23 protein-coding genes are annotated in these 20,122 nt (G+C 69.0%); 15 read left to right on the top strand and 8 right to left on the bottom strand.

Annotated elements, in window-relative coordinates:
* The first annotated feature begins 40 nt into the window (after positions 1 to 40).
* On the top strand, positions 41 to 1,249 hold the full coding sequence (locus ACZ4N4_RS24790; RefSeq protein ID WP_467592165.1) for an alpha/beta fold hydrolase: 1,209 nt from the start codon (positions 41 to 43) through the stop codon (positions 1,247 to 1,249).
* A 29-nt stretch (positions 1,250 to 1,278) separates the two neighbouring features.
* A complete protein-coding gene (locus tag ACZ4N4_RS24795) occupies positions 1,279 to 2,172 on the top strand; it encodes an alpha/beta hydrolase (protein WP_467592167.1) in 894 nt (297 codons plus the stop codon).
* A gap of 274 nt (positions 2,173 to 2,446) precedes the next feature.
* Here ACZ4N4_RS24795 and ACZ4N4_RS24800 read toward each other — a convergent pair whose 3' ends face one another.
* Both ACZ4N4_RS24800 and ACZ4N4_RS24805 read right to left on the bottom strand, forming a co-directional pair.
* On the bottom strand, positions 2,447 to 2,668 hold the full coding sequence (locus tag ACZ4N4_RS24800; protein ID WP_453574287.1) for a DUF6480 family protein: 222 nt from the start codon (positions 2,666 to 2,668) through the stop codon (positions 2,447 to 2,449).
* A gap of 378 nt (positions 2,669 to 3,046) precedes the next feature.
* A complete protein-coding gene (locus ACZ4N4_RS24805; protein WP_467592169.1) occupies positions 3,047 to 3,259 on the bottom strand; it encodes a hypothetical protein in 213 nt (70 codons plus the stop codon).
* A 281-nt stretch (positions 3,260 to 3,540) separates the two neighbouring features.
* Here ACZ4N4_RS24805 and ACZ4N4_RS24810 point away from each other — a divergent pair, with 281 nt between their 5' ends.
* From ACZ4N4_RS24810 to ACZ4N4_RS24820, 3 genes are all read left to right on the top strand, one after another.
* Positions 3,541 to 4,968, top strand: coding sequence for a ricin-type beta-trefoil lectin domain protein (locus ACZ4N4_RS24810; RefSeq protein WP_467592171.1), 1,428 nt, complete (start codon positions 3,541 to 3,543; stop codon positions 4,966 to 4,968).
* A 1,096-nt stretch (positions 4,969 to 6,064) separates the two neighbouring features.
* A complete protein-coding gene (locus ACZ4N4_RS24815; RefSeq protein ID WP_453574293.1) occupies positions 6,065 to 6,859 on the top strand; it encodes an SGNH/GDSL hydrolase family protein in 795 nt (264 codons plus the stop codon).
* Between the two features lie 148 nt (positions 6,860 to 7,007).
* Positions 7,008 to 7,724, top strand: a complete 717-nt coding sequence (locus ACZ4N4_RS24820) for a tetratricopeptide repeat protein (protein WP_467592173.1) — start codon at positions 7,008 to 7,010, stop codon at positions 7,722 to 7,724.
* Positions 7,725 to 7,832: 108 nt separating this feature from the next.
* On the opposite strand, the gene ACZ4N4_RS24825 is transcribed toward ACZ4N4_RS24820, so the two are convergent.
* On the bottom strand, positions 7,833 to 8,840 hold the full coding sequence (locus tag ACZ4N4_RS24825; protein WP_467592175.1) for a hypothetical protein: 1,008 nt from the start codon (positions 8,838 to 8,840) through the stop codon (positions 7,833 to 7,835).
* A gap of 468 nt (positions 8,841 to 9,308) precedes the next feature.
* Between ACZ4N4_RS24825 and ACZ4N4_RS24830 the strand changes: the two genes are divergently transcribed.
* Both ACZ4N4_RS24830 and ACZ4N4_RS24835 read left to right on the top strand, forming a co-directional pair.
* Complete coding sequence (locus ACZ4N4_RS24830) at positions 9,309 to 10,169, top strand: aldo/keto reductase (RefSeq protein WP_467592177.1); 861 nt, start codon at positions 9,309 to 9,311, stop codon at positions 10,167 to 10,169.
* A 49-nt stretch (positions 10,170 to 10,218) separates the two neighbouring features.
* Positions 10,219 to 11,151 carry an aldo/keto reductase gene (locus ACZ4N4_RS24835; protein ID WP_467592179.1) on the top strand — a complete coding sequence of 311 codons (933 nt, stop codon included), beginning with the start codon at positions 10,219 to 10,221 and terminating at the stop codon, positions 11,149 to 11,151.
* A gap of 236 nt (positions 11,152 to 11,387) precedes the next feature.
* On the opposite strand, the gene ACZ4N4_RS24840 is transcribed toward ACZ4N4_RS24835, so the two are convergent.
* Together ACZ4N4_RS24840 and ACZ4N4_RS24845 are read right to left on the bottom strand one after the other, a co-directional pair.
* Positions 11,388 to 12,311: an RNA polymerase sigma-70 factor gene (locus tag ACZ4N4_RS24840; RefSeq protein ID WP_467592181.1), complete on the bottom strand. Its 924-nt coding sequence runs from the start codon at positions 12,309 to 12,311 to the stop codon at positions 11,388 to 11,390.
* A gap of 116 nt (positions 12,312 to 12,427) precedes the next feature.
* Positions 12,428 to 13,195 (bottom strand): SDR family NAD(P)-dependent oxidoreductase, encoded by a 768-nt coding sequence (locus ACZ4N4_RS24845; protein ID WP_467592183.1) that lies wholly within the window; start codon positions 13,193 to 13,195, stop codon positions 12,428 to 12,430.
* Between the two features lie 285 nt (positions 13,196 to 13,480).
* Between ACZ4N4_RS24845 and ACZ4N4_RS24850 the strand changes: the two genes are divergently transcribed.
* The 7 genes from ACZ4N4_RS24850 (at position 13,481) to ACZ4N4_RS24880 (ending at position 18,151) form a co-directional block, all read left to right on the top strand.
* Positions 13,481 to 13,888: a hypothetical protein gene (locus ACZ4N4_RS24850; RefSeq protein WP_467592185.1), complete on the top strand. Its 408-nt coding sequence runs from the start codon at positions 13,481 to 13,483 to the stop codon at positions 13,886 to 13,888.
* 159 nt (positions 13,889 to 14,047) lie between these two features.
* The gene (locus tag ACZ4N4_RS24855) at positions 14,048 to 14,536 is read left to right on the top strand and encodes a hypothetical protein (protein WP_467592187.1); all 489 of its coding nucleotides are present in this window, start codon (positions 14,048 to 14,050) and stop codon (positions 14,534 to 14,536) included.
* A gap of 312 nt (positions 14,537 to 14,848) precedes the next feature.
* Positions 14,849 to 15,670: a helix-turn-helix transcriptional regulator gene (locus ACZ4N4_RS24860; protein ID WP_453574311.1), complete on the top strand. Its 822-nt coding sequence runs from the start codon at positions 14,849 to 14,851 to the stop codon at positions 15,668 to 15,670.
* 111 nt (positions 15,671 to 15,781) lie between these two features.
* Positions 15,782 to 16,723, top strand: a complete 942-nt coding sequence (locus ACZ4N4_RS24865; protein ID WP_467592189.1) for an NADP-dependent oxidoreductase — start codon at positions 15,782 to 15,784, stop codon at positions 16,721 to 16,723.
* A gap of 67 nt (positions 16,724 to 16,790) precedes the next feature.
* Positions 16,791 to 17,201 carry an alpha/beta hydrolase gene (locus ACZ4N4_RS24870; RefSeq protein WP_467592826.1) on the top strand — a complete coding sequence of 137 codons (411 nt, stop codon included), beginning with the start codon at positions 16,791 to 16,793 and terminating at the stop codon, positions 17,199 to 17,201.
* 3 nt (positions 17,202 to 17,204) lie between these two features.
* Positions 17,205 to 17,735 (top strand): SRPBCC family protein, encoded by a 531-nt coding sequence (locus ACZ4N4_RS24875; RefSeq protein WP_467592191.1) that lies wholly within the window; start codon positions 17,205 to 17,207, stop codon positions 17,733 to 17,735.
* Between the two features lie 95 nt (positions 17,736 to 17,830).
* Positions 17,831 to 18,151 (top strand): hypothetical protein, encoded by a 321-nt coding sequence (locus ACZ4N4_RS24880; RefSeq protein ID WP_467592193.1) that lies wholly within the window; start codon positions 17,831 to 17,833, stop codon positions 18,149 to 18,151.
* On the opposite strand, the gene ACZ4N4_RS24885 is transcribed toward ACZ4N4_RS24880, so the two are convergent.
* Genes ACZ4N4_RS24885 through ACZ4N4_RS24895 form a run of 3 tightly spaced genes read right to left on the bottom strand, consistent with a single transcriptional unit; the run spans position 18,117 to position 19,328 of the window.
* Positions 18,117 to 18,590 (bottom strand): SRPBCC family protein, encoded by a 474-nt coding sequence (locus tag ACZ4N4_RS24885; protein WP_453574471.1) that lies wholly within the window; start codon positions 18,588 to 18,590, stop codon positions 18,117 to 18,119. The two genes, ACZ4N4_RS24880 and ACZ4N4_RS24885, sit on opposite strands and share 35 nt — an antisense overlap.
* 2 nt (positions 18,591 to 18,592) lie before the next feature.
* On the bottom strand, positions 18,593 to 18,949 hold the full coding sequence (locus ACZ4N4_RS24890) for an ArsR/SmtB family transcription factor (RefSeq protein WP_453574318.1): 357 nt from the start codon (positions 18,947 to 18,949) through the stop codon (positions 18,593 to 18,595).
* Positions 18,950 to 18,953: 4 nt separating this feature from the next.
* Positions 18,954 to 19,328 (bottom strand): VOC family protein, encoded by a 375-nt coding sequence (locus ACZ4N4_RS24895; protein ID WP_467592195.1) that lies wholly within the window; start codon positions 19,326 to 19,328, stop codon positions 18,954 to 18,956.
* Between the two features lie 300 nt (positions 19,329 to 19,628).
* Here ACZ4N4_RS24895 and ACZ4N4_RS24900 point away from each other — a divergent pair, with 300 nt between their 5' ends.
* Positions 19,629 to 20,015 (top strand): DUF2690 domain-containing protein, encoded by a 387-nt coding sequence (locus ACZ4N4_RS24900; RefSeq protein WP_467592197.1) that lies wholly within the window; start codon positions 19,629 to 19,631, stop codon positions 20,013 to 20,015.
* Positions 20,016 to 20,122: the final 107 nt, after the last annotated feature.

A 20,122-nucleotide genomic window follows, 5' to 3' on the forward strand; every position in this document is an offset into this window, starting at 1 on the left:
TCCGGGCCGACGTCCACAGAGGGACAGTGAGAACACACACATGAAAACGGAACGCGTCGCCGACACCGACGTACGCTACCGCCGCACTGGCGACGGGGATCTGGCCGTGGTGTTCGTCCACGGTTTCCTCGACGATCAGTACGTCTGGGACCGCCTGATCCCCCAGCTCGCCACACCCGGCATCGAGTGCATCACGCTCGACCTGGCCGGCTGCGGTGACCGCGCCGCGGCGGACGGGCCCTACGACTACGACCGGTTCGCCGCCGAGGCGGGCGCGGCGGTCGACGCCCTCGGCAAGCCGTTCGTGATCGTCGGCCACAGCATGGGCGCCGCCGTGGCCGAACTGGTCGCGGTCCAGCGGCCCGACCGCGCCCGCGGACTCGTGCTGGTGACCCCGGTCCCGCTCGCGGGTGTGCATCTGCCCGACGAGATGATCGAGCAGTTCCGTTCGCTGGGCGGCAACGAACCCGGCCAGCGAGGCGTTCGCGAGAACCTGTCCGCCGCGTTCCCGCCGGCGGAACTGGACCGGCTGGTCGCCACCGGGACGCGGCTGCGGCCGGAGGTCCTCCGAGCCCTCGCCGAGTGCTGGAACACCGGACACCCTCAGGGCGAGGATCCGAGCGCTTGCTCCGCCCCGGTGCTCATCGTCCGCGGCGAGGGCGACGGGTTCGTCACCGAGAGCATGGTCCACGACGCGATCGCACCCCGCTTCACCGACGTGACGGCGGTGTCGGTGGCCGAGGCCGGTCACTGGGCCCACATCGAGCAGGCGGCCGAGGTCGCGGGCCACCTCGACCGTCTCCTCGCCGGGGTCCTCGGCTCCGAAGCCGCTCCCGTCTCGGACACGACGGCTCCGCGGGGCTGGACGAACGCCTTCGCGCAGAAGTCCGCCACGGCGTTCGGCGAGGCGTTCACCGAGGACGTGGTTCTGGAGGCGAGCGTCCTGCTCCGCCCCGTGGAAGGCCGCGACCAGGTGAAGAAGGTGATGGGCGCGGCGAGCGCGATCTACGAGTCGCTCCGCTTCACCCGCGAGGTCGTCGACGGTCCGCGCAGCTACCTGGAGTGGGAGGCCACCGCGTTCGGCGGCCTGCCGATCGAGGGCGTCACCCTCCTGACCAGGAATGCGGACGACCAGATCCTCCGGGCCGCCATCCACCACCGTCCGCTCGGCGCCGCACTGCGCTTCTCCGCCGAACTGCGAGACCGGCTGGCCGGCGAGATCGACTCCGACCACTTCCACCAGGGCTGAAGTCCCCACCCACACAGAGAGGTTGTTCCATGTTCCAGCGCGAGGATGTCGAGTTCGAGGCCGACGGCGGGGTACGCCTGCGCGGTTGGCTCTTCCTGCCGGACGGCCCAGGCCCGCACCCGGCGGTCACCATGGCCCACGGCTACGCCGGGGTGAAGGAACTCGGCCTGGAGCCGTTCGCACAGACCTTCGCGGACAACGGCTTCGCCGTCCTGCTGCACGACCACCGCGGCTTCGGGGCCAGTGACGGCCTTCCCCGCCAGGACGTCGACCCCTGGCGGCAGATCGCCGACTGGCGGCGCGCCATCTCCTATCTGGAGAGCCGGTCCGAGGTCGACCCCGACCGGATCGGCCTGTGGGGCACCAGCTACGCCGGCGGTCACGCGATCGTCCTCGGTGCCACCGACCGCCGCCTGCGGGCCGTGGTCGCCCAGGTGCCGACCATCAGCGGCTTCGAGCAGGGTCTGCGCCGCATCGCACCGGAGGCGGTCGCCGGTCTGGAGGCGGCCTTCGACGAGGACGAGCGCGCCCAGCTGCGCGGCGAGGCCCCCCGCAGCCAGGCCATCGTCGGCAGCGACCCGGCGGTGCCCGCGTCCTACCGGACCCAGGAGGCCATCGACTTCTACCTCCAGCCCAAGCCCGACGGTGTGTGGGACAACGAGGTCACCGTCCGTTCCACCCGTGCCGCGCGCATGTACGAGCCCGGAGTCTGGGTCACCAGGGTCTCGCCCACACCGCTGCTCATGGTGGTCGCGCTCAACGACACCGTCACCGTGACCGACCTCGCTCTCGCGGCCTACGAGCGCGCGCTGGAGCCGAAGCGGCTGCGGACCATCCCCGGCGGCCACTTCGACCCGTACACCGCGCAGTTCGACAAGGCGAGCGGCGCCGCCGTCGAATGGTTCCGGGAGCACCTCGCCTAGTACTGCAACCGCATCTGCGTGACGATCATGTTCGTCGGACCGACCCGGAGCGTCGATTACGGGACACCTTTTGAAGGCCGTTAGGTGCGGTTTCGGAGAGTCGACGGAGCCGAGCTACTGCGCCCAGGGGGCGTGCCCCGTGCACTGCCCCCCGGTGGCAGCCGGGGCAGGCCCTTGCGCCGCTGGGCCTGCCGGTCGTGCCCGGGGATGCACGGCCACAGTGGCTTTCTCGTCGGCGATCTTCACTCGGTGTGGTCGCGGCCAGCCGGCGGCGCTATCCGATCAGAGCCACCACCATGGCGATGAGGCCGATCGCCACCAGCAGCACCACGCCCATGATCAGAACGAGCGGTATGGCCGCCCATCCCTTGCGCGGCGCGGGCGGCTCCGGATGGGAGATGCCGGAAGTGCTCCCCTCGGCGGGTGGAGTTTCACCAGGTGACACCCTGCCGCCTGTCGCGAGTCCCGGGGTTCGGCCCGGCTCAGGAGTCGTCATCACACGGGCTCCTCTCGATTCTCGATTGGCTGCGGCCTGTCGGCCTCGATTCGCAGGGTCGGCGTTTTCGCAGTGAACTCTTTGATTCCGCGTTTCCCGCATTTATACGACTAAACGGTGGGCAACCTGCTCGAATCGGGATCGCCGTCGGCCCCCGCGGAAGTCCCGGTGGCGAAGGCGGTGGGTCGCGGATATGTGGGCACTTGACCATGAGCCATCGCCGTATCCCCCGGGGGAGTGTGATGGTCAGGCTCTTCCGGTTCGGATCATGTGCCGGAAGAGCCGCCCCGACGGCCACGACGTCAGCCGGGCAAGGACCACGACGTTCTCGCCGTCGACCACGTAGGTGTCGCCATGCGCGGGCCAGGGGCCCCCAGGTCATCGGCCGCCTAGGCCAGGCACTGGCCTAGGCGGCCGATGACCGGCGAGTGGGTCGGAGGCCGCAAAGCCGTGTTCGGTGCGGTCATGGTCGTCACCCGAGGTCATCTCGCCCTTGGCGGCCTTCGTACCGACCTTCGCACCGATCTGCGCGGCGATCAGTGCGGCGATCTGCGCGGCGATCAGCCGCTGCCGGGGTAGCACTTCGGTCATCTCGTCGGGCAGGTCGATCCAGGCTGCCCGCTCAGGGTCTCCACAACCTCGCCCACAGTCGGAGAGCCCTGCCCGGGGGCAAGTCCCAGAGACTGCCACCTGAACTGCTGGCGATGCACGGGGTATTGACGCGTAGCTGGTCTAGTCCATACCGTCTTCAACCATCGACGGTTCAGCAGAGGAACCATCGTTCAGCTATGTGAACTTCTGCTGCAGCTCCCGAATGCTCTGTCTCGGCACCCCCACCTCGCGCGTCCCGCGTTCATGACAGGAGCCGTCCTGTGATCAGATCCGCTGCCAGAGCCCTCACCACCCTTCCCGCTGTCCTCGCGACGGCCGCCACCGTCCTCGTCGCCACCGGCGGCTCCGCGAGCGCCGCGACCAACCCTGGCCCCGGCTTCCCCGCCCACTACGCCGCGCCGTACGTCGAGACCTGGAACTCGCCCTCGGCCATGACCAACGCCCGCAACGCCACAGGCCTGAAGTACTTCACGCTCGCCTTCGTCATCGACGGCGGGGGCTGTAACGCCATGTTCAACGGCGACACTCCCGTCACCGACGCCGGCTGGACTTCAGCGATCAACTCCCTGCGTGCCGCCGGCGGCGACGTCATCGCCTCCTTCGGCGGCGCCTCCGGCACCGAGGAGGCCCAGGCCTGCACCACCGTGGCCTTGCTCAAGGCCCAGTACAAGAAGGTCATCGACGCCCTCAACCTCACTCGGGTCGACTTCGACATCGAGGGCAGTGCGATCGCCGACACCGCCGCCAACGACCGCCGGAACAAGGCCCTCGCCCAGCTTCAGCAGGAGTACGCGGCCGCCGGGCGCAAGCTGGACGTCCAGTACACCCTGCCGTCCATGCCGAACGGCCTGGACGGCAACGGCACGAAGTTGCTGTCCAACGCCAAGAGCAACGGACTCACCGTCAATCTCGTCAACATCATGACGATGGACTATTACGACGGCACCCGGGACATGGGCAAGGCCGCCACCGACGCCGCCACCGCCCTGCGCACCCAACTCGGCGCCGTCTGGCCGGAGAAGTCCGACGCCCAACTGTGGGCGATGGAAGGCAACACCCCGATGATCGGGGTCAACGACGACGTCAGCGAGATCTTCACCACCGGCAACGCCACCACGCTCACCAACTTCGCCAAGTCCAAGGGCATCCAGGAACTCGCCTTCTGGGCGCTCGGCCGCGACAAGGCGTGCGCCACCAACGGCCAGCTGTCCGACACCTGCAGCGGTACCCCGCAGAGCGCCTGGCAGTTCTCCAGCACCCTCAACACCGTGACCGGTGGTACGACTCCCCCGCCGCCCACCGGCTCCACCGGCCAGATCACCGGCCTCGGCGGAAAGTGTGTGGACGTCGCGGCGGCAAGCAGCGCCAACGGCACCGCCGTTCAGATGTATGACTGCAACGGCACCACGGCCCAGCAGTGGACCGTGGGTTCCGACAACACCATCCGCAGTCTCGGCAAGTGCATGGACCTCACCGCCGCCGGCACCGCCAACGGCACGAAGGTCCAGTTGTACGACTGCAACGGCACCGCTGCTCAGGTCTGGCAGCGGAGCAGCGGCGACACCCTGGTGAACCCCGCCTCCGGCAAGTGCCTCGATGTCACCGACAAGTCGACGGCCAACGGAGCCCGCCTGCAGATCTGGACCTGCGCCGGCGGCACCAACCAGCAGTTCCACTTGCCGGCCTGACGGGGAAGAACACCCACTCCGTCCGGGCCACTCCGACGCCTGGTCACAGGTACGCTCCGTCACACACGCGCGTGTGACGGAGCACGGCACTTTGCGGGTGATCCCCCGCGTAAAGGTCACGCTGTCGCAGAAGCAGGCCGCGGCGGTCGGGGGCTGCCGGAGGTGTGCTGGAAGGCCAGGTGTTACGCGCGTAAAATTCTGCGACCGATGGCTTGCCGACGGCCCCTGAACTCACGACACTTCAGAATTGAACTTGTCAGGAGCACGTCCGACCCGCCCACCGGCGGGCTCGCGCCATACCCACTCGTCTCTCTGACCCGCATCCCCCCACAGGAGGAACGCATGCGGATCAAGAAGCTCAGCTCTGCGAGACGCACGGGACCGACCGCCACAGCGTCCGGCCCAATGGCAGCAACCGTACCCACGACCCCCACCACTCGGACCATCGCCCGCCCGGGCGGGTCCCAGCCGAGGAAGCGCCCGGCGTCCACCGAGCCCCGATCCGCCGCCACCATCACCTCCCTCGGTGGCGTGGCCGCCACAGGACACGCCGGCGGAGCCCCCGGGCAGCCGCGACGCGGCGAGAGCACCTCACACAGGCCGCCGGCCCACCGCCGACGCGCACGCCGCGCCCACGGCGCGCACGACACCCGCGACGCCGATACGGCCGCCGACGGCCGCGTCCGTGCCGGGCGCGGTGAGTCACACGGCAACGCGCCCGACCGTGCCAGGACATTCACCCCTGCCCCCACCGGCAGTGCCGCTCACGGCGCACGTACCTCAACTCCCGCTTCCAGGCCCGTGACCGGGACGCCCAACACGTACGGCACCGGCATGCGCTGACGGTCAGCCGGGCACATCCTCGCAGCAACCACGCCGCCCCCACCGGCCCGCCGGGGGCACCTCACCGCCCTCTCGCGACGGCTCTCCCCGCTCACCCGCCCCCTGGTCTCGTCCCCGTGAAACCAGGGGGCGAACGCGGAGTGCCGCAAGAGAGTGATCTGTCATGCGCACCTCACACGCCTCATCCATCTCACCCACACGCTCCTTTCGTGCGCCACCCGATGGAATCCGACATTCCACTTCTGGAGGTCCCGTGAGATCGACCAAGTCGCTGTCCGTGCTCGCAACTCTGGGCGCCGCAGTACTCGTCAGCCTGGGTCTGGCCGCTCCTGCCGAGGCCGCCGGCCCGGTGTACGTCGCGCTCGGCGACTCGTACTCCGCCGGCAACGGCGCGGGCAACTATGACAGCGCGAGCGGCAGTTGCCACCGCAGCCTCAGCTCCTACCCCTACCTCTGGAAGAACGCGCACGCCCCGTCGTCCTTCGCGGACACGGCCTGCTCCGGAGCGGTCACCACGGACGTGACGAACTCCCAGCTCGGCCCCCTGAACTCCGCCACCACCCTGGTCTCCGTCACCATCGGCGGCAACGACGCGGGTTTCGCCGACGTCATGACGGCCTGCGCCACGGATTCGGACTCCGACTGCGTCAACCGGCTCAACCAGGCGGAGAGTTACGCCCGGAGCACCCTGCCCGGCCGTCTCGACGCCACCTACGACGCGATCCGGGCCAAGGCCCCCAACGCCAAGGTGGTCGTGCTGGGTTACCCGCACCTCTACACCCTCAACGTCTTCTGCGTCGGGCTCAGCGACACCAAGCACCGCAAGATCGACGAGGCCTCGGACGTCCTCGACAGCGTCATCCAGAGCAGGTCCGCCGCGCACGGCTTCGTCTTCGGCGACGTCCGCACCACGTTCAACGGGCACGAGCTGTGCTCCGGCGACGACTGGCTGCACTCCATCGTCATCTCGCCGACCTGGGAGTCCTACCACCCCACCGCCACCGGCCACGCCTCCGGCTTCTACCCCGTCCTCAACGCCAACAGCTGACCGGCCCTCAACCACGCGCAGGCATCCCGGGCCGCCGGGGTGCCCGGGCCCGCCCTCCCCCTCACCTCCGGCCTGACCACCTCGCCGATCTGAGGCAGAATGGCCTACGGGCGCCTGCCGTGGCGGGCCGGGGCGAGGGGGCGGCGACGTGGCGCACTGGCAGGGAACCGACTTCACCGTGAACGGCCGCGAGCCGACCAGTGCGGAGGACTACTACCAGATCGGTCTGCACTGCTGGAACACCGGTCAACACCGCGCCGCGGCCCCCTTTTTCCTGGAGACGGCCGCCTCCGCCGGCCATGACGCCGCCGTAGAACTCCTGGGGCACATCGCCTACCTGCAGGGGCACTATGCGATCGCGGTGCCGCTGCTGCGGCGGAGTACCGGTTCGCCGCGAGCGGTCTACTACCTTGCCTCGCTGTACCACCAGGGCTGCCCCGAGGCAGGTATGGCCCAGTCGCTCGACGAAGCATCCCGCCACTACCGGGCCGCGGCCCGACTGGGCGAACCCGAAGCGATGCTGGCCCTGGGCGAGCTGTACCTGGAGCGGTTGCTGCCCCTGACGCGGACGCCCGCGGAGCACGCGCTGGAGCACTTCCTGGCGGCCGCCGAGCGTGGCCACCCCTATGCCCAGTACCGTGCCGCGGAGCTCTACCGCACCCTCTACCAGGACACCGAGCGCGCCGCCGCCCTCTACCGGTCCTGCCTGGACAACCCGATGACCGGCCGCCACCCGCTGGGCTCGATGATGACCCTGCAGAGCCAGGCACACCTGCGGGAGGAGGCGGCGATGCGGACGGCTCGCGCGGCGCAGCAACGGCGCGACGCCGTCAACCCCGTCGAACGACGAGGCGACTTCATCTGAGCACGGAACACTGAGCACCGGGCCGTGAGCCGTGAGCCCTGAACGCCGGGAACGTGTACGGAGCGCGCCCCGGGCATCGGCGGCCAAGGCGTGACGCGCACCAGCCGGTCAAGCGCACGCCAGCACCCACAGGAAGACGGAGAGCGTCCGTACCAGCTCCCGCGTCTCCTCAGTCTGGACCCGCAGCGCATCCGGTACGTGGGACAGCTCCCAGCCGGCCGGGTCCCGCGGCTCCTGAGGCTCGGCCTCCCAAAGGAGCCGTACTTCTTCAGTGCTGGTCCGCAGTCCGGCGCAGGCGCGAGCCGTGGCGTCCAGGACCTGCGCCAGCGGCTCCGGGGTGCCTCCGTCGTCAGCCGGTATCCCCCCGGCGGCCCCGGACAGGACGTCGGCGAGGCCGACCAGGTGCGTTGCCCGTGTCAGCCAACTCGGGGCCCGGCCACCCGGCGCGTCGGTCCCGTCGGCCGGTTCCCGGTCCAGGGACATGCGTCCGCACAGGGTCCGTTCCCGGGCGCCGGGCTGCCATGTCCCCCGCTCCCGGAGAGCGTCGGCCCGCCGCATCGCCTGCCGGGCCAGCGCGATCACCGCCGGCCAGTCGCCGCGATCCCAGTCGGGTGTCGCCAGGAGTTCCCGGACTCGGTAGCCGACCGTCGCCGTCGGCCGCACTCCGGCGGGGGCGGACCGCGGGAGACCGGGTGTGAGGTGGGCGAGCAGTACGTGTCTGACCCCGGCCACCGCTTCGACGCTGCCCACCCCGATCCCGCCTTCGCGGGCCGCGTCGGGCATCGGGCCTGCCGCCAGAGGAGCGGCCGCGGGGTCGCAGTAGCGCATGACGTCGGCCAGGGGAACTTCGTCGACGAGGATCCCGGCATCGTAGGCGGTCCGCCACAACAGCAGACCAAGGGTGTGTGGGCCGCTCCCCCACGGCCACTTCACGCGTGCGCCGGGATCGGAGGCGAACCGCCGGGACGTCAGTGCGCCGAAGTGGAGATCCTGCTCCTGGTGCCAGGCGACCATCAGGCCCCCCTGACGACAGGCCCGCTCCCAGGCACCGCGCCCGTACGCGGCCCGGTGCCGCGACTCCCACCCGTCCGCGTCCAGCTCCAGGTCAGCGTCCACGTGACGAACCGTACCGGTGCGGCCTCGGCCGACCTGCGCCGAGGCCCCGGTCCGCAGCCCGGAGCCCGGACCCCTGGAATGCGCATGCCGCGGCCGTGGGTGGTGGCGGTCAGCCTTTCCGGTGAGGTGGAATCCGGGTCAGGACGCCGAGTCGCGAGATGTTGTGGTGCCTGCAAAAAACCCCCGTCCTTGACCGCGACACCCCGCGCCCCGCGGCCCGCACCCCGCGCCGCGACAGGACCTACCGCCGCACTTCTCCGAGTTCCGCGGCCCCGGTCAAGTGACACTCGTCGGCAAGCGCGAGCACGTATCGCGTGGGACGCAGATACATTCATCGATTCCATTTCTCAGTGCCATGACCAACAACTATTGGACTGCTGAATCATCGATTCCTAGGCTCGGCCAGGCAGGCCTTCGGTACGAGAAGACCTCGACCACCTGTCTTCCACACCCCGGAGGAGACGTCCGATGAAGCAACGCACGATCGGCGGACAGACGGTTTCGGCCATCGGGCTCGGCGGCATGCCGATGTCCATCGAGGGCCGCCCCGACGCCCGCAGGTCGATCGCGACGATCCACGCCGCGCTCGACGCCGGTGTCACGCTCATCGACACAGCGGACGCGTATCACCGCGACGCCGGCGAGGTCGGACACAACGAGGAGCTCATCGCCCAGGCTCTGCGCGCCTACGGCCGGGGAGCTGACGACGTACTCGTCGCGACGAAGGGCGGTCACCTGCGGCCCGGCGACGGCAGCTGGACCGTGAACGGCGATCCGGCCCATCTCAAGCGCGCCGCCAAGGAGTCGGCCAGGCGCCTGGGCGTCGAGGCGATCGGCCTCTACCAGTTCCACCGCCCCGATCCGCACGTCCCGTACGCCGATTCGATCGGTGCAATCCGTGACCTGCTCGACGAGGGCGTGATCCGCAGCGCAGGCATCTCGAACGCGACCGTGGAGCAGATCGACGAGGCGAACGAGATCCTGGGCGGTCGCCTCGACTCGGTCCAGAACCAGTTCTCGCCCAGGTTCCGCTCCAGCCTGCGCGAGCTGGAACACTGCGCCGGACTAGGGATCGCCTTCCTGCCCTGGAGCCCGCTGGGCGGCATAGCGAACGCGCCCGAACTCTCGGCGCACCACGCCGCTTTCCGCCAGGTCGCGGACGAGGTGGGCGTCAGCGTCTACCGCGTGACCCTGGCCTGGGAGCTTGCCCTCGCGCCCGTGGTGGTCCCGATTCCCGGGTCCTCTCGCCCCGAAAGCATCCGTGACTCAGCGGCCGCCGCCGACGTCGAGCTCACCCCCGAGCAGATTTCCCGCCTGTCGGCGGCCTGAGGCGCCCGGTACCGGCACCGAATACCCACTTACGGACAAGGACCCGATCGTGAAGACGTTCAAACTGCCCGGCACTGACATGGTCGTCCCGAACATCGTGCTCGGCCTGATGCGCATCCAGGACAAGAGCGACGCCGAGGTACGCGAACTCCTCGCCACCGCCATGGACGCCGGCATCACGTTCCTCGATCACGCCGACGTGTACGGCAGCGAGTTGCACGGCTGCGAGCGCCGTTTCGCCGAGGCGATGCGGCTGAGCTCCTCGCAGCGTGAAAAGTTGATCATCCAGTCGAAGGCGGGCATCGTCCGCGAAGGCCCTTATTTCGACTTCTCCTACGAACACATCGTGGAGTCGGTGGACGGTTCGCTCGAGGCTCTCGGCACCGACTACCTCGACATCCTGCTGCTGCACCGTCCCGACGCCCTGGTCGAACCCGAAGAAGTCGCGCGTGCCTTCGACGACCTCGCCACGGCGGGCAAGGTACGGGCCTTCGGCGTCTCGAACCACACCCCCCGGCAGATCGATCTGCTGAGCCGCCACGTCAGTCAGCCGTTGGTGGTGAACCAGCTCCAGCTGTCGATCACGCACGCCCCGCTCGTCGCGCAGGGCGTCGCGGCCAACATGCAGGGCCTGGACCAGTCGGTCAGCCGTGACGACGGGCTCCTGGACTACTGCCGACTGCACGACATCACCGTGCAGGCCTGGTCACCCTTCCAGGCCGGCTTCTTCGACGGACCGTTCCTCGGCTCCGAGCGCCACACCGAGCTCAACGCCGTCATCGATCGCCTGGCGGCGAAGTACGGTGTGCCGCCCCTTGCCATCGCGACGGCCTGGATCACCCGCCATCCCGCCCGGATGCAGGTGGTCATCGGCACGACCACACCGCAGCGCGTCGCGGACGCCGCCCTCGGATCGGACGTACCACTGACCCGTGCGGAATGGTACGAACTGTTCCGCGCCGCCGACTACATCGTGCCCTGACCGTCGGCCCGACCTGACAGCGCGGACAGACGTCCTGGGCCACAGGCTACTTCGTCGGAGAGCTCGTCGGCAGAATCCTCGACCCGGCGGATCAGGCGGCGCAGGCGTCTGATCCGCCGAGTCGGAGGACGGGGCCTCGGCTTCGCCCAGTCGTCGGCGTCGACCGTGGCCGGCAGTGGCTCGCGGTCACGCAGCAGCCCGGGGATCCCGGCGCTGGAGCGCGGTCCGTTCCTCGGTCAATCCGCGGGCCGGCGTGCCTGGTTCGCCTCGCGGAGGGCCTGCCAGGCGTCCGCTACCGGGCCGACGTGGCCGAGCTTGTCGGGGTTGTTCACCGTGCGGATCGTCTGGATCTGCCCATCGAGTACGTCAAGTGCCCAGGTGCTGAGGACCTGGCCGTCTCGGTCGCGGAAGATCGCGCCCGGCTGGCCGTTCACCTGCTGCGGCTCGACAACGCCACCGCTCCTGATCACCAGCGGGACGAACGAGGCCAGCGCCCGGAGCACGTTCTCGGCACCAAGGATGACGGGCTTGAACTGCGGGGCCTTGCCGCCGCTGTCGCCGATCATGTGAACGTCGGCGGCCAGCAGCTCGGTCAGCCCGTCGACGTCTCCTTCACGGAAGGCGTCGAAGAAGCGCTCGGCGAGTTTCTCGTGTTCCTTCCCGTCCGCCTCGAACCGGACCCGGCCCGCGTCCATGTGACGGCGTGCCCGCACCGCGAGCTGGTGGCATGCCGCTTCCGACCGTCCCACAGCCGATGCGATCTCCGAGAAGCCAAAGGCGAACACCTCCCTCAGCACGAAGACCGCGCGCTCCAGCGGGGTGAGCCGCTCCAGCAGGAGCAGGGCCGCCATCGACACCGAGTCCGCCAGCTCCGCCGACCGCACCGGATCCTCGTACGGGTCGGTCAGCAGCGGTTCAGGGAGCCACGGTCCGACATACTCCTCCCGCCGGACGCGGGCCGAGCGCAGCACGTCGATCGAGATCCGGGTGACCACGGTCGACAGGAACGCCCTGGCCGACCCGGGGCGGGTGGAGGCGGCCTGGTAGCGCAGCCATGTCTCCTGGACCGCGTCCTCTGCCTCGCTCACACTGCCCAGGATCCGGTAGGCGATCGAGAACAACAGCGGCCGCAGCTCCTGGAACTCTTCTGTCTTCGTCACGCCGGATTCTCCTTGTTCGTAGGCACCTTGACCGACCCTGGTGTACGGACTCGTTCCGGCTCCACTCGCACGTTCGACGGTGGAACCCACACCCCCGCAGCTGTCCGGGGTCACCATCACCAGGGGACCGGGCCCTCCGCACTGAAGAACCCTCCGGTCGGTCCGGTCGCGCCCAGCATGGCCAGGCGCACCACGGATGTGGCGCCCTGCGCGACCGTGAGGAACCCGGTGTGGTTGTTGCTGTCCGTGTCGACGAACCCGGGGGCGACCGCGTTGACCCGGATGCCCTCGCTCCGTAGCTCATTGGCGTACTGCACGGTGAGGGCGGTCAGCGCGGTCTTGGACGGCGAATACGCGGCGGACGGCAGCAGTGCCGTGAAGGGGCCCTCCGGATCGCTGGTGAGAGTCAGCGACGCGGCGTGACTGCTGACGTTGACGACGCGTGGCGCCGGTGACCGCCGCAACAGGGGCAGCATGGCATTGGTCACTTGGATGACCCCGAAGACGTTGGTCTCGAACACCGCCCGAACCATGTCCAGGTCGACGGAGCTGGGGACCTGGTCGTGGGCGTCTTCGGGCGACACCTGTCCGGAGCCGGTGATTCCGGCGTTGTTGATCAGTACGTCGAGATGACCGAAGCGCTCCTCGAGCTGCTTCGCGGCCTCTTGGACGGTGGCCTGGTCAGTGACGTCCAGGGTGATCGCGCGCGCGTTGCCGCCGGCCGCGCGCACCGCCGCAGCGGCCTCCTCGCCGCGCAGCGGGTCTCTGGCCCCGATCACGACCGCCACGCCCAGCGCGGCCAGTTGCTCGGCAATGCCACGGCCGATCCCCTTGTTCGCCCCGGTGATCAGCGCGACCTCCTGGTGCGTGCTCTCCTCACTCATCATCTGCTCCCTGTTGTCGAGGCGGACTCTTCCCAAAACCTGTCTGCACAGCCTGAGACGAGACAGCCAGGCCATCTCTGACATGCGGGCACAAGGAGCTCCTCACTTCCGGAGGCCGCCGGTCTCGGTTCCCCCGGCCGCCGGCCGCAGAACCGGTAGGCAGTCTCCGACCGTTGCTCATCGGCCTGTGACCTGCGATGATCCAACCCTGATCCGTGATCATGGGGGAGTCCGAGCGTGGGGCCTTTGAGACCAGGCAGTCACGGCACAGTGTCCTGTCGGAGCGTGAAACGACCACGTATCGCTCTGCTGGCCGCGCTGGGCATCACTGCCATCCTCGTTACGGGGTGCGGAGGTTCCGGCGACGAAGGACTGCCGGTGCGGTTGGTCAACGAGTCGGCCTGGAATGCACACGTGTTCGGTTGTCCGTCATGCGGCGAGCGCGGTGTTGTGGTCGAGGGAGACCCTGACCGAACGCCGGGCGGGGGCGGCGGTACCTATTTTGGTTGGACCGAAGAACACGCATGGCCTGTGAGGTACAAGGTGGTCGTCCGGGGAGTGGAGTCGGTCTGCCCGGTTATCGACCCCGAGCCCGCCGCATCAGAGGGGACGGTAGGCACCCGCGACATCATCTACGTAGTGGACGAGACCGGGACGTGCGTCGCGGGCCCAGCGAGCCTGGACGACTTGTGACGTCGACATGTGCCGGGTCAACCGCCTCGAAGTGCGACACGAAGTCGCACACGCCAAGTGGGAAAGCCACGAAAGAAGTAGAGGTGGGTGCGCAGCCGGGAAAGCTTCCGTGCCGAACCCGGTGTCGACCGGGTAGAGCGGCTTCGAAGGGGGAGGAACATGGGCGGCTTCAAGTGTGGATGCGGCAACATCCTCAGTGGTTCCCACAACCCGGGTCAGCAGTTCCGGCTCGTCCCTGACGAGCTCTTCGACCAGATCGCCTGGCCTGCTCCTGCCGATCTCGACACTCAGGAGCGGCAGCGCGCGGTGGAAGCATCGTTCTTGTCGCTGTACGTCTGTGGCAACTGCGGGCGGCTTCACCGGGATGGCGAGAGCGGAACGATCGTCTCGTACGTCGCCGATGTCTCCCCACCCCGTATCTGGGCCGACTTCACCTTGCGGGATGGCATCGGTCGAATCCTCCTCTGCCAGGACAGGAGCCTTGCTGACATCCGCCGCCAGAAGCTTCTGCTCAACCCGCCTTTGTCCGTAGTCCTCTACGACGAATCGGGTGCCGAGGCGCTGGGGGAGGCAGAATTCGGCCTGGACGATTCCGGCAGCTACGCCGAATCGCTTTGGGCGGTCAGGCTGGGTGATCGCCCCGCCTGAGGATTCGATGGCGGGTTCGCGGCTGGGCGTGCAGGCCCGCGGCACGATCACGGGCGGGTCTTCTTGAGGCGTCTCCAGCAGATGAGGCCGCAGGCAAGGGAGACGAAGGCGTCGTGCAGGTCGAGGCGTCGCTCCCAGCGCACGGCCAGTCGGATCGGACGTCACCGTACATGCGACCGCCGAACCCGCCGCCTCGGCGAACCCATGTGGTCGCAGCACGAGCCAGGGACAACTTGTCCGCGGTTAGAACCACCCTTCATCCGGTTCCCGGTTCGCGTCAAGATTGTCCTGTCGAACAGAGGAGGTCGGACCATGGACCGGGCGTTGCTGGCGGATTTTCTCCGTGCGCGTCGTGAGGCGTTGCAGCCGGAGGATGTCGGGCTTCCCCGCGGGCAGCGGCGCCGCACCGGCGGGCTGCGGCGCGAGGAGGTGGCGGCGCTGGCCGGGATGTCGGCCGACTACTACAGCCGCATCGAGCAGCAGCGAGGTCCGGCGCCGTCGGAGCGGATACTCGTCGCGCTCGCCCGGGCGCTGCGTCTCAACCAGAACGAACATGACCACCTCTTCATCCTGGGCGGGATCCCGGCGCCGCGGCGGATCCCGCGGGACGATTACATCGGTCCCACGATGATGCGGATCGTCGCCGGCCTCTCGGACATGCCCGCGATCGTGCTGTCACGGCTCGGCGAGGCGTTGCTGCAGACGCCCCCGGCGGTCGCCCTACTCGGTGACTACACCCAGTACTCGGGCATGTCCCGTTACCTGGTCTACCGCTGGTTCACCGGTGATCCGCGGGTTCGTGGCCTGTACCCCGTCGAGGACCATCCGATACGGGGCAGGGTCTTCGCCGCGGAGATCCGGGACGCGTACACGGCGGATCCCACAGGAAGGGCCGGCGAGATCGTCGCGGCGCTGCTGGAGGTCAGTTCCGAGTTCGCGAACATCTGGCGGTTGCACGAGGTGGGAGTGACCCATCATCACGACCTCAAGCGCTACCTCCACCCCGAGTTGGGGGAGCTGGAGCTGTACGCCGAGATGCTGTTGGATCCGGAGCAGCATCAGACGCTCCTGGTGTTCACCGCCGTGCCCGGTTCCCCGAGCCACGGCAAGCTTCGGCTCCTGACCGCCGCCTAGCGGCTGTCGTCCCTCACACACCTGAAGGCATGTCTCGAGTTCGAGGCGTGCCCGAGTCTCACGATGATTCAAATTCGAATCATTCTCTCTGCCTGAAAGGTAGTATTTGTCATGAAAGCAGTGCGTTTCCATGAGTACGGCACTCCGGACGTCTTGCGTTACGAGGACGTGGAACAGCCGGTCCCCGCGGCCGGGGAGGTCCGGATCCGGGTGGCCGCGACGTCGTTCAACCCGGTCGACGGCAACATCCGCGCGGGCTTCATGCAGGGCCCCATCCCGGTGACCCTGCCGCACACCCCCGGCATCGACGTCGCGGGCACGGTCGACGCGCTGGGCGAGGGCGCCGGCGGGGTCAGGGCGGGTGACCAGGTTGTCGGCTTCCTGCCGATGACCGGTGCCGGCGCGGCGGCGGAGTACGTGCTCGCACCGGCCGGCCTGCTGACGGCGGCGCCCGCGAGCCTCCCGCTGGCCGATGCGGGCGGGCTGCCGCTGGTCGGTCTCACCGCCTGGCAGGCCCTCTTCGACCACGCCAAGCTGACTGCCGGTCAGCGGGTGCTGATCAACGGTGCGGGTGGCGCGGTCGGCGGCTACGCCGTCCAGCTGGCCAAGCACGCCGGCGCACACGTGATCGCCACGGCCGGACCGCGCAGCAGCGAACGCGTCAGGACGGCGGGTGCCGATGAGGTGTTCGGCCACGGGGTCCCCGAGCTGTCCGCGCTGGTCGACGTCGTGCTCAACCTCGCGCCGGTCGATCCGATGCAATTGGCCGCGCTGACCTCTGTGGTCCGCGACGGCGGGATCGTGGTGAACACCACGGTGTGGATGCCCGCGCCTTCCGACGAGGAACGCGGCGTGCGCGGCGTCAACCTCTTCGTCAACAGCGACGCCGCGCAGCTGGCGAGGCTGGTGACGCTGGTCGACTCCGGAGCGCTGCACGTCGACATCGCTCGACGGGTGCCGCTGACCGAGCTGCCGGCGCTGCACGCGGAGGCCGCAGAAGGCGCGCTCTCCGGCAAGGTCCTCGTCCTTCCCTCCGCCGCTTCTCTCACCTAGCCCGATCCCGACCGACGTCACGACCGCCGAGCACCACGCAACCGCCGACGACGGCACACAGATCACCCTGCGCTGGTACGCCAAGACCGGCGCCGCAGCAGGGCCGGCGGTGCTGTTCTTCCACGGCGGCGGCTACATCTTCGGCCACATCGACCTGTTCGACGGACCGGTCTCGCGCTACGTCTCCGCCAGCGGGGTGCCCATGCTGTCGGTCGAATACCGCCGGGCCCCCGAGCATCCGTTCCCCACGCCGGTCGAGGACGCCTACGCCGCCCTGCGCTGGCTGCACGAACACGCCGGCGAACTAGGCGTCGACCGGGGCCGGATCGCAGTGATGGGCGCACTGGCCAACCCCGACCTGCCCCACCGCATCCGCACGGGTGCGCCCCTCAACGAGCCCGACCCGGCCACCTTCTACGGCGGCGACCACCGCGGCTACACCGACTACCCGGCCCTCACCACGACCGCTGCGAGCTGAACCATGACCACTCTCCTCATCAGGCCCGACGACAAGACCGTCACCATCACCGTCCAGCAGCGAACCCTCAGGGCACCCCAGGATGCCTTCCGCATCCTGACCCCCATCGACCTTCCCACCGTCTTCCGCCCGGTCTTCCCGTTTCCCGGGATCAGCGGTGTGAAGAACCAGACCGAGGCCTGGGACCACGCGGGCGCCCGAAGGAACCCGCAGTTCGACGACGGCTCCCAGGCCGACGAAGAACTCACCGAATACACGCCCGGATCCGGCTTCGCCTACCAGCTGACCAACTTCACCAACATCCTCTCCCGCCTCGCGGCCGGAGCTCGAGGCGAGTTCAACGTCAACCCCGACGGCGACGGCACACTCATCCGCTGGACCTACGAGTTCAAGCCGCTGCCCGGCCGACGCTGGATCCTCGCCGGCCCCTTCACCCCGCTCTGGCGCCGCTACATGGCCGCCGCCCTCGACCGGTGCGTCCACGTCATCGAAACGGAGAACAACAGCGAGCCGGTGCCACCCCGGGCCAGCTGACGGCCCGAAGCAGCACGACATCAGCCTCCCGACCGGCCCGACCGGATCGTGCGAACCGAGCTGAACCCGTGTCACAGCGGAACGCCGTGAAGTCCATGGTCGTCACCGACGCTGACGGGCGGCTGCTGTTCTGCAGGCCAGCCGAATCGGCGAGCTTCGCGGACATCACCCATGCCCGGCAGTCGGGCCTGGTCAAGCTGCTGGCCCACGGGCCGGCCGTGGAGATTCTTGCCATCGCCGGCTGCCAGGGACTGGGCGCTCAAACAGGCGGGCGCGTGGTGACACCACCGCACCGCAAGCTCAAGCCTGACGAACCTCGAAGTCTCGCGCTGACAGGCGAGCTTGGCCTACCGCTCCGCGCGTACGGCTCGGGTGGCTCCGTCAGTACGTTTCCAGTACGTTCTCCAGTGCGCTGATGACGTAGGAACGCCAGCCTCCGCCCATGATCCGGTGCGCCATCCGCTGGGCCGGGTCGTCCGGGTCGAACCCTGTGTGCACAAGGAAGAGACGGGTGCCGTGGCCTTCCGGCTCCAGGGTCCAGGTGATGGTCCAGTCAGCGGCGTTCCCCTGACTCTCGACAGCGTCCTGCCAGCGGACACTCAGCATCCGCTCGTTGTCGTAGGCGAGGACCTCGGCCTGGATGGTGCCGGAGAAGTTGGTGTTGGGGCGGGGCACGGCGGTCATCGTGTAGCGGTGGCCGACCTCCAGGCGGAAATCGCCGGGCATCATCCACTGGGCGATCAGCTCGGGCTCGGTCAGGGCCCGCCAGACCTTCGCGGGCGGGTGGGCCAGGAAGTGATCGACCCTGATCGTGGTGAGGTCGCCCTCATCGGGTCCGTCGGGCGCCTGGGACATCGTCATGCCTCATCGTCCGGCATGCGGTCGAGTAGATCGCCGAGGCCCTTCAGCTTCTCGCGCCAGAACCGCTCGTACGGATGGAGCCAGTCCTGTACCTCGACGAGCGGGGCGGCCTCCAAGCGGTAGATGCGCTGTCTGCCCTGGCGTTCCTCGGAGACGAGGCCGGCCTCTCGGAGCACCTTCAGGTGCTCCGAGAGGCTGGGGCGGCGCATGGCGAAGTGGTCCGCGAGCGCCTGGACCGGCTGGGGGCCCTGGTCGCGGAGCAGGCGCAGCACCTCGCGCCGCGTCGCGTTCGCGAGGGCGGCGAAGAGCTGGTCCTGGTCTTCGCCCTGATCCTGGGCGCTCTGGATGACCACTCGGTCAGAAGCCTTCCTTCTCCGTGAGCAGCATCAGGCCGTTGCCGTCGGGGTCCCGGAAGCCGGCCATGCGTCCCCAGGGGAGGTCGGTCGGGCCGTCCACGGTGACTCCGGCTTCGGTGAGCCTGGCGCAGTCCGTGTCCACGTCTGTCGTAACGAACATGATCCCCCGCGCGGTTCCGGGCGTGAAGTCGCCCATGCCGGGGCCGGAGAGGGTGAGCACGGTCTGGGCGCCCTTCGGGGCGACCTGGAGCCAGCGGCCGGGGGGCATCTGAAGGTCCGCGGTGACCTCGAAGCCGAGTACGTCCGTGTAGAAGCGGAGGGCCTTGTCCTGGTCGGAGACGGGGACGGTGACGAAGGAGGCGTGGGTGATGTTCATGCCGGCCACAATAGGTAGGAAATCTCCTACGCGCCAAACGTAGGAGATCTCCTACCAATGGAATGCGTGAATCCACGATCATCGACGAGGCAGACAATCCTGAACTCCGACAACCGCCCGCGACCAGCACGAGCACACGGCCAATGCCTCACTCCAGCCCCATGACCAGCAAGTTCAAGACGGTCCGGGGACGGCCGGCATCCGGTCCCCCGCACCCGCAGGGCCCTGCTGAAGGCCTCAAACCCGGTTGATGCGCACCCCAGGCTCTTCACGACCAGCGTCCTCGCGTTGTGCGCCGCGATGGTCACACCCGTCGCGATCGTGCACGCCGGCCGCCGGGGCGACACCTCGGTGACTCCCCGGCCGTCCGTCTGCCTACTCAAGGCCTGCCAGGGCCGCGACCCTTTCACCACCGCGTGCGAGGATCCCGTCACGCTGGCGTCGCACACCGCCGCAGACGGCACACGACCCGAGATCCGGCTCAGTCCAAGCTGCCGGGCCGCCTGGATCCGCGCGTGGTCGACGCATGCCGGGTTCCGCATCGAGATCACCGGCCAAGAAGCCCGCCTGCAGGCCAGGCACGTCGTCAGCGCTGCAGCAACCGGTCACCACGACCATGATCGCCGCCTCCGTCCCGGCCGAGCTCCCCGCCTGCTACCACCCGGCCACCGGACAGCCGGGCCGTGACTGCTTCACCGGATGAAGCCGTCGGCAGGCACGCCGGTCCTCTCCGCCCGCGCCTTCGTGACCGCTGAGCGCCTGTGTCACATCCTCTTTCCGCAGGTCACGGCGTC

The organism is Streptomyces sp. NPDC026538 (assembly GCF_055567535.1).

What these genes read in the sequence shown, in the direction of transcription:
- ACZ4N4_RS24795 (WP_467592167.1), top strand. Translation starts at nt 1,279, where the DNA reads ATGTTCCAGCGCGAGGATGTCGAGTTCGAGGCCGACGGCGGGGTACGC.
- ACZ4N4_RS24800 (WP_453574287.1), bottom strand. Translation starts at nt 2,668, where the DNA reads ATGACGACTCCTGAGCCGGGCCGAACCCCGGGACTCGCGACAGGCGGC.
- ACZ4N4_RS24860 (WP_453574311.1), top strand. Translation starts at nt 14,849, where the DNA reads ATGGACCGGGCGTTGCTGGCGGATTTTCTCCGTGCGCGTCGTGAGGCG.
- ACZ4N4_RS24895 (WP_467592195.1), bottom strand. Translation starts at nt 19,328, where the DNA reads ATGAACATCACCCACGCCTCCTTCGTCACCGTCCCCGTCTCCGACCAG.
- ACZ4N4_RS24900 (WP_467592197.1), top strand. Translation starts at nt 19,629, where the DNA reads ATGGTCACACCCGTCGCGATCGTGCACGCCGGCCGCCGGGGCGACACC.
- ACZ4N4_RS24855 (WP_467592187.1), top strand. Translation starts at nt 14,048, where the DNA reads ATGGGCGGCTTCAAGTGTGGATGCGGCAACATCCTCAGTGGTTCCCAC.
- ACZ4N4_RS24865 (WP_467592189.1), top strand. Translation starts at nt 15,782, where the DNA reads ATGAAAGCAGTGCGTTTCCATGAGTACGGCACTCCGGACGTCTTGCGT.
- ACZ4N4_RS24875 (WP_467592191.1), top strand. Translation starts at nt 17,205, where the DNA reads ATGACCACTCTCCTCATCAGGCCCGACGACAAGACCGTCACCATCACC.
- ACZ4N4_RS24880 (WP_467592193.1), top strand. Translation starts at nt 17,831, where the DNA reads ATGGTCGTCACCGACGCTGACGGGCGGCTGCTGTTCTGCAGGCCAGCC.
- ACZ4N4_RS24790 (WP_467592165.1), top strand. Translation starts at nt 41, where the DNA reads ATGAAAACGGAACGCGTCGCCGACACCGACGTACGCTACCGCCGCACT.
- ACZ4N4_RS24830 (WP_467592177.1), top strand. Translation starts at nt 9,309, where the DNA reads ATGAAGCAACGCACGATCGGCGGACAGACGGTTTCGGCCATCGGGCTC.
- ACZ4N4_RS24805 (WP_467592169.1), bottom strand. Translation starts at nt 3,259, where the DNA reads ATGACCGAAGTGCTACCCCGGCAGCGGCTGATCGCCGCGCAGATCGCC.
- ACZ4N4_RS24845 (WP_467592183.1), bottom strand. Translation starts at nt 13,195, where the DNA reads ATGAGTGAGGAGAGCACGCACCAGGAGGTCGCGCTGATCACCGGGGCG.
- ACZ4N4_RS24885 (WP_453574471.1), bottom strand. Translation starts at nt 18,590, where the DNA reads ATGTCCCAGGCGCCCGACGGACCCGATGAGGGCGACCTCACCACGATC.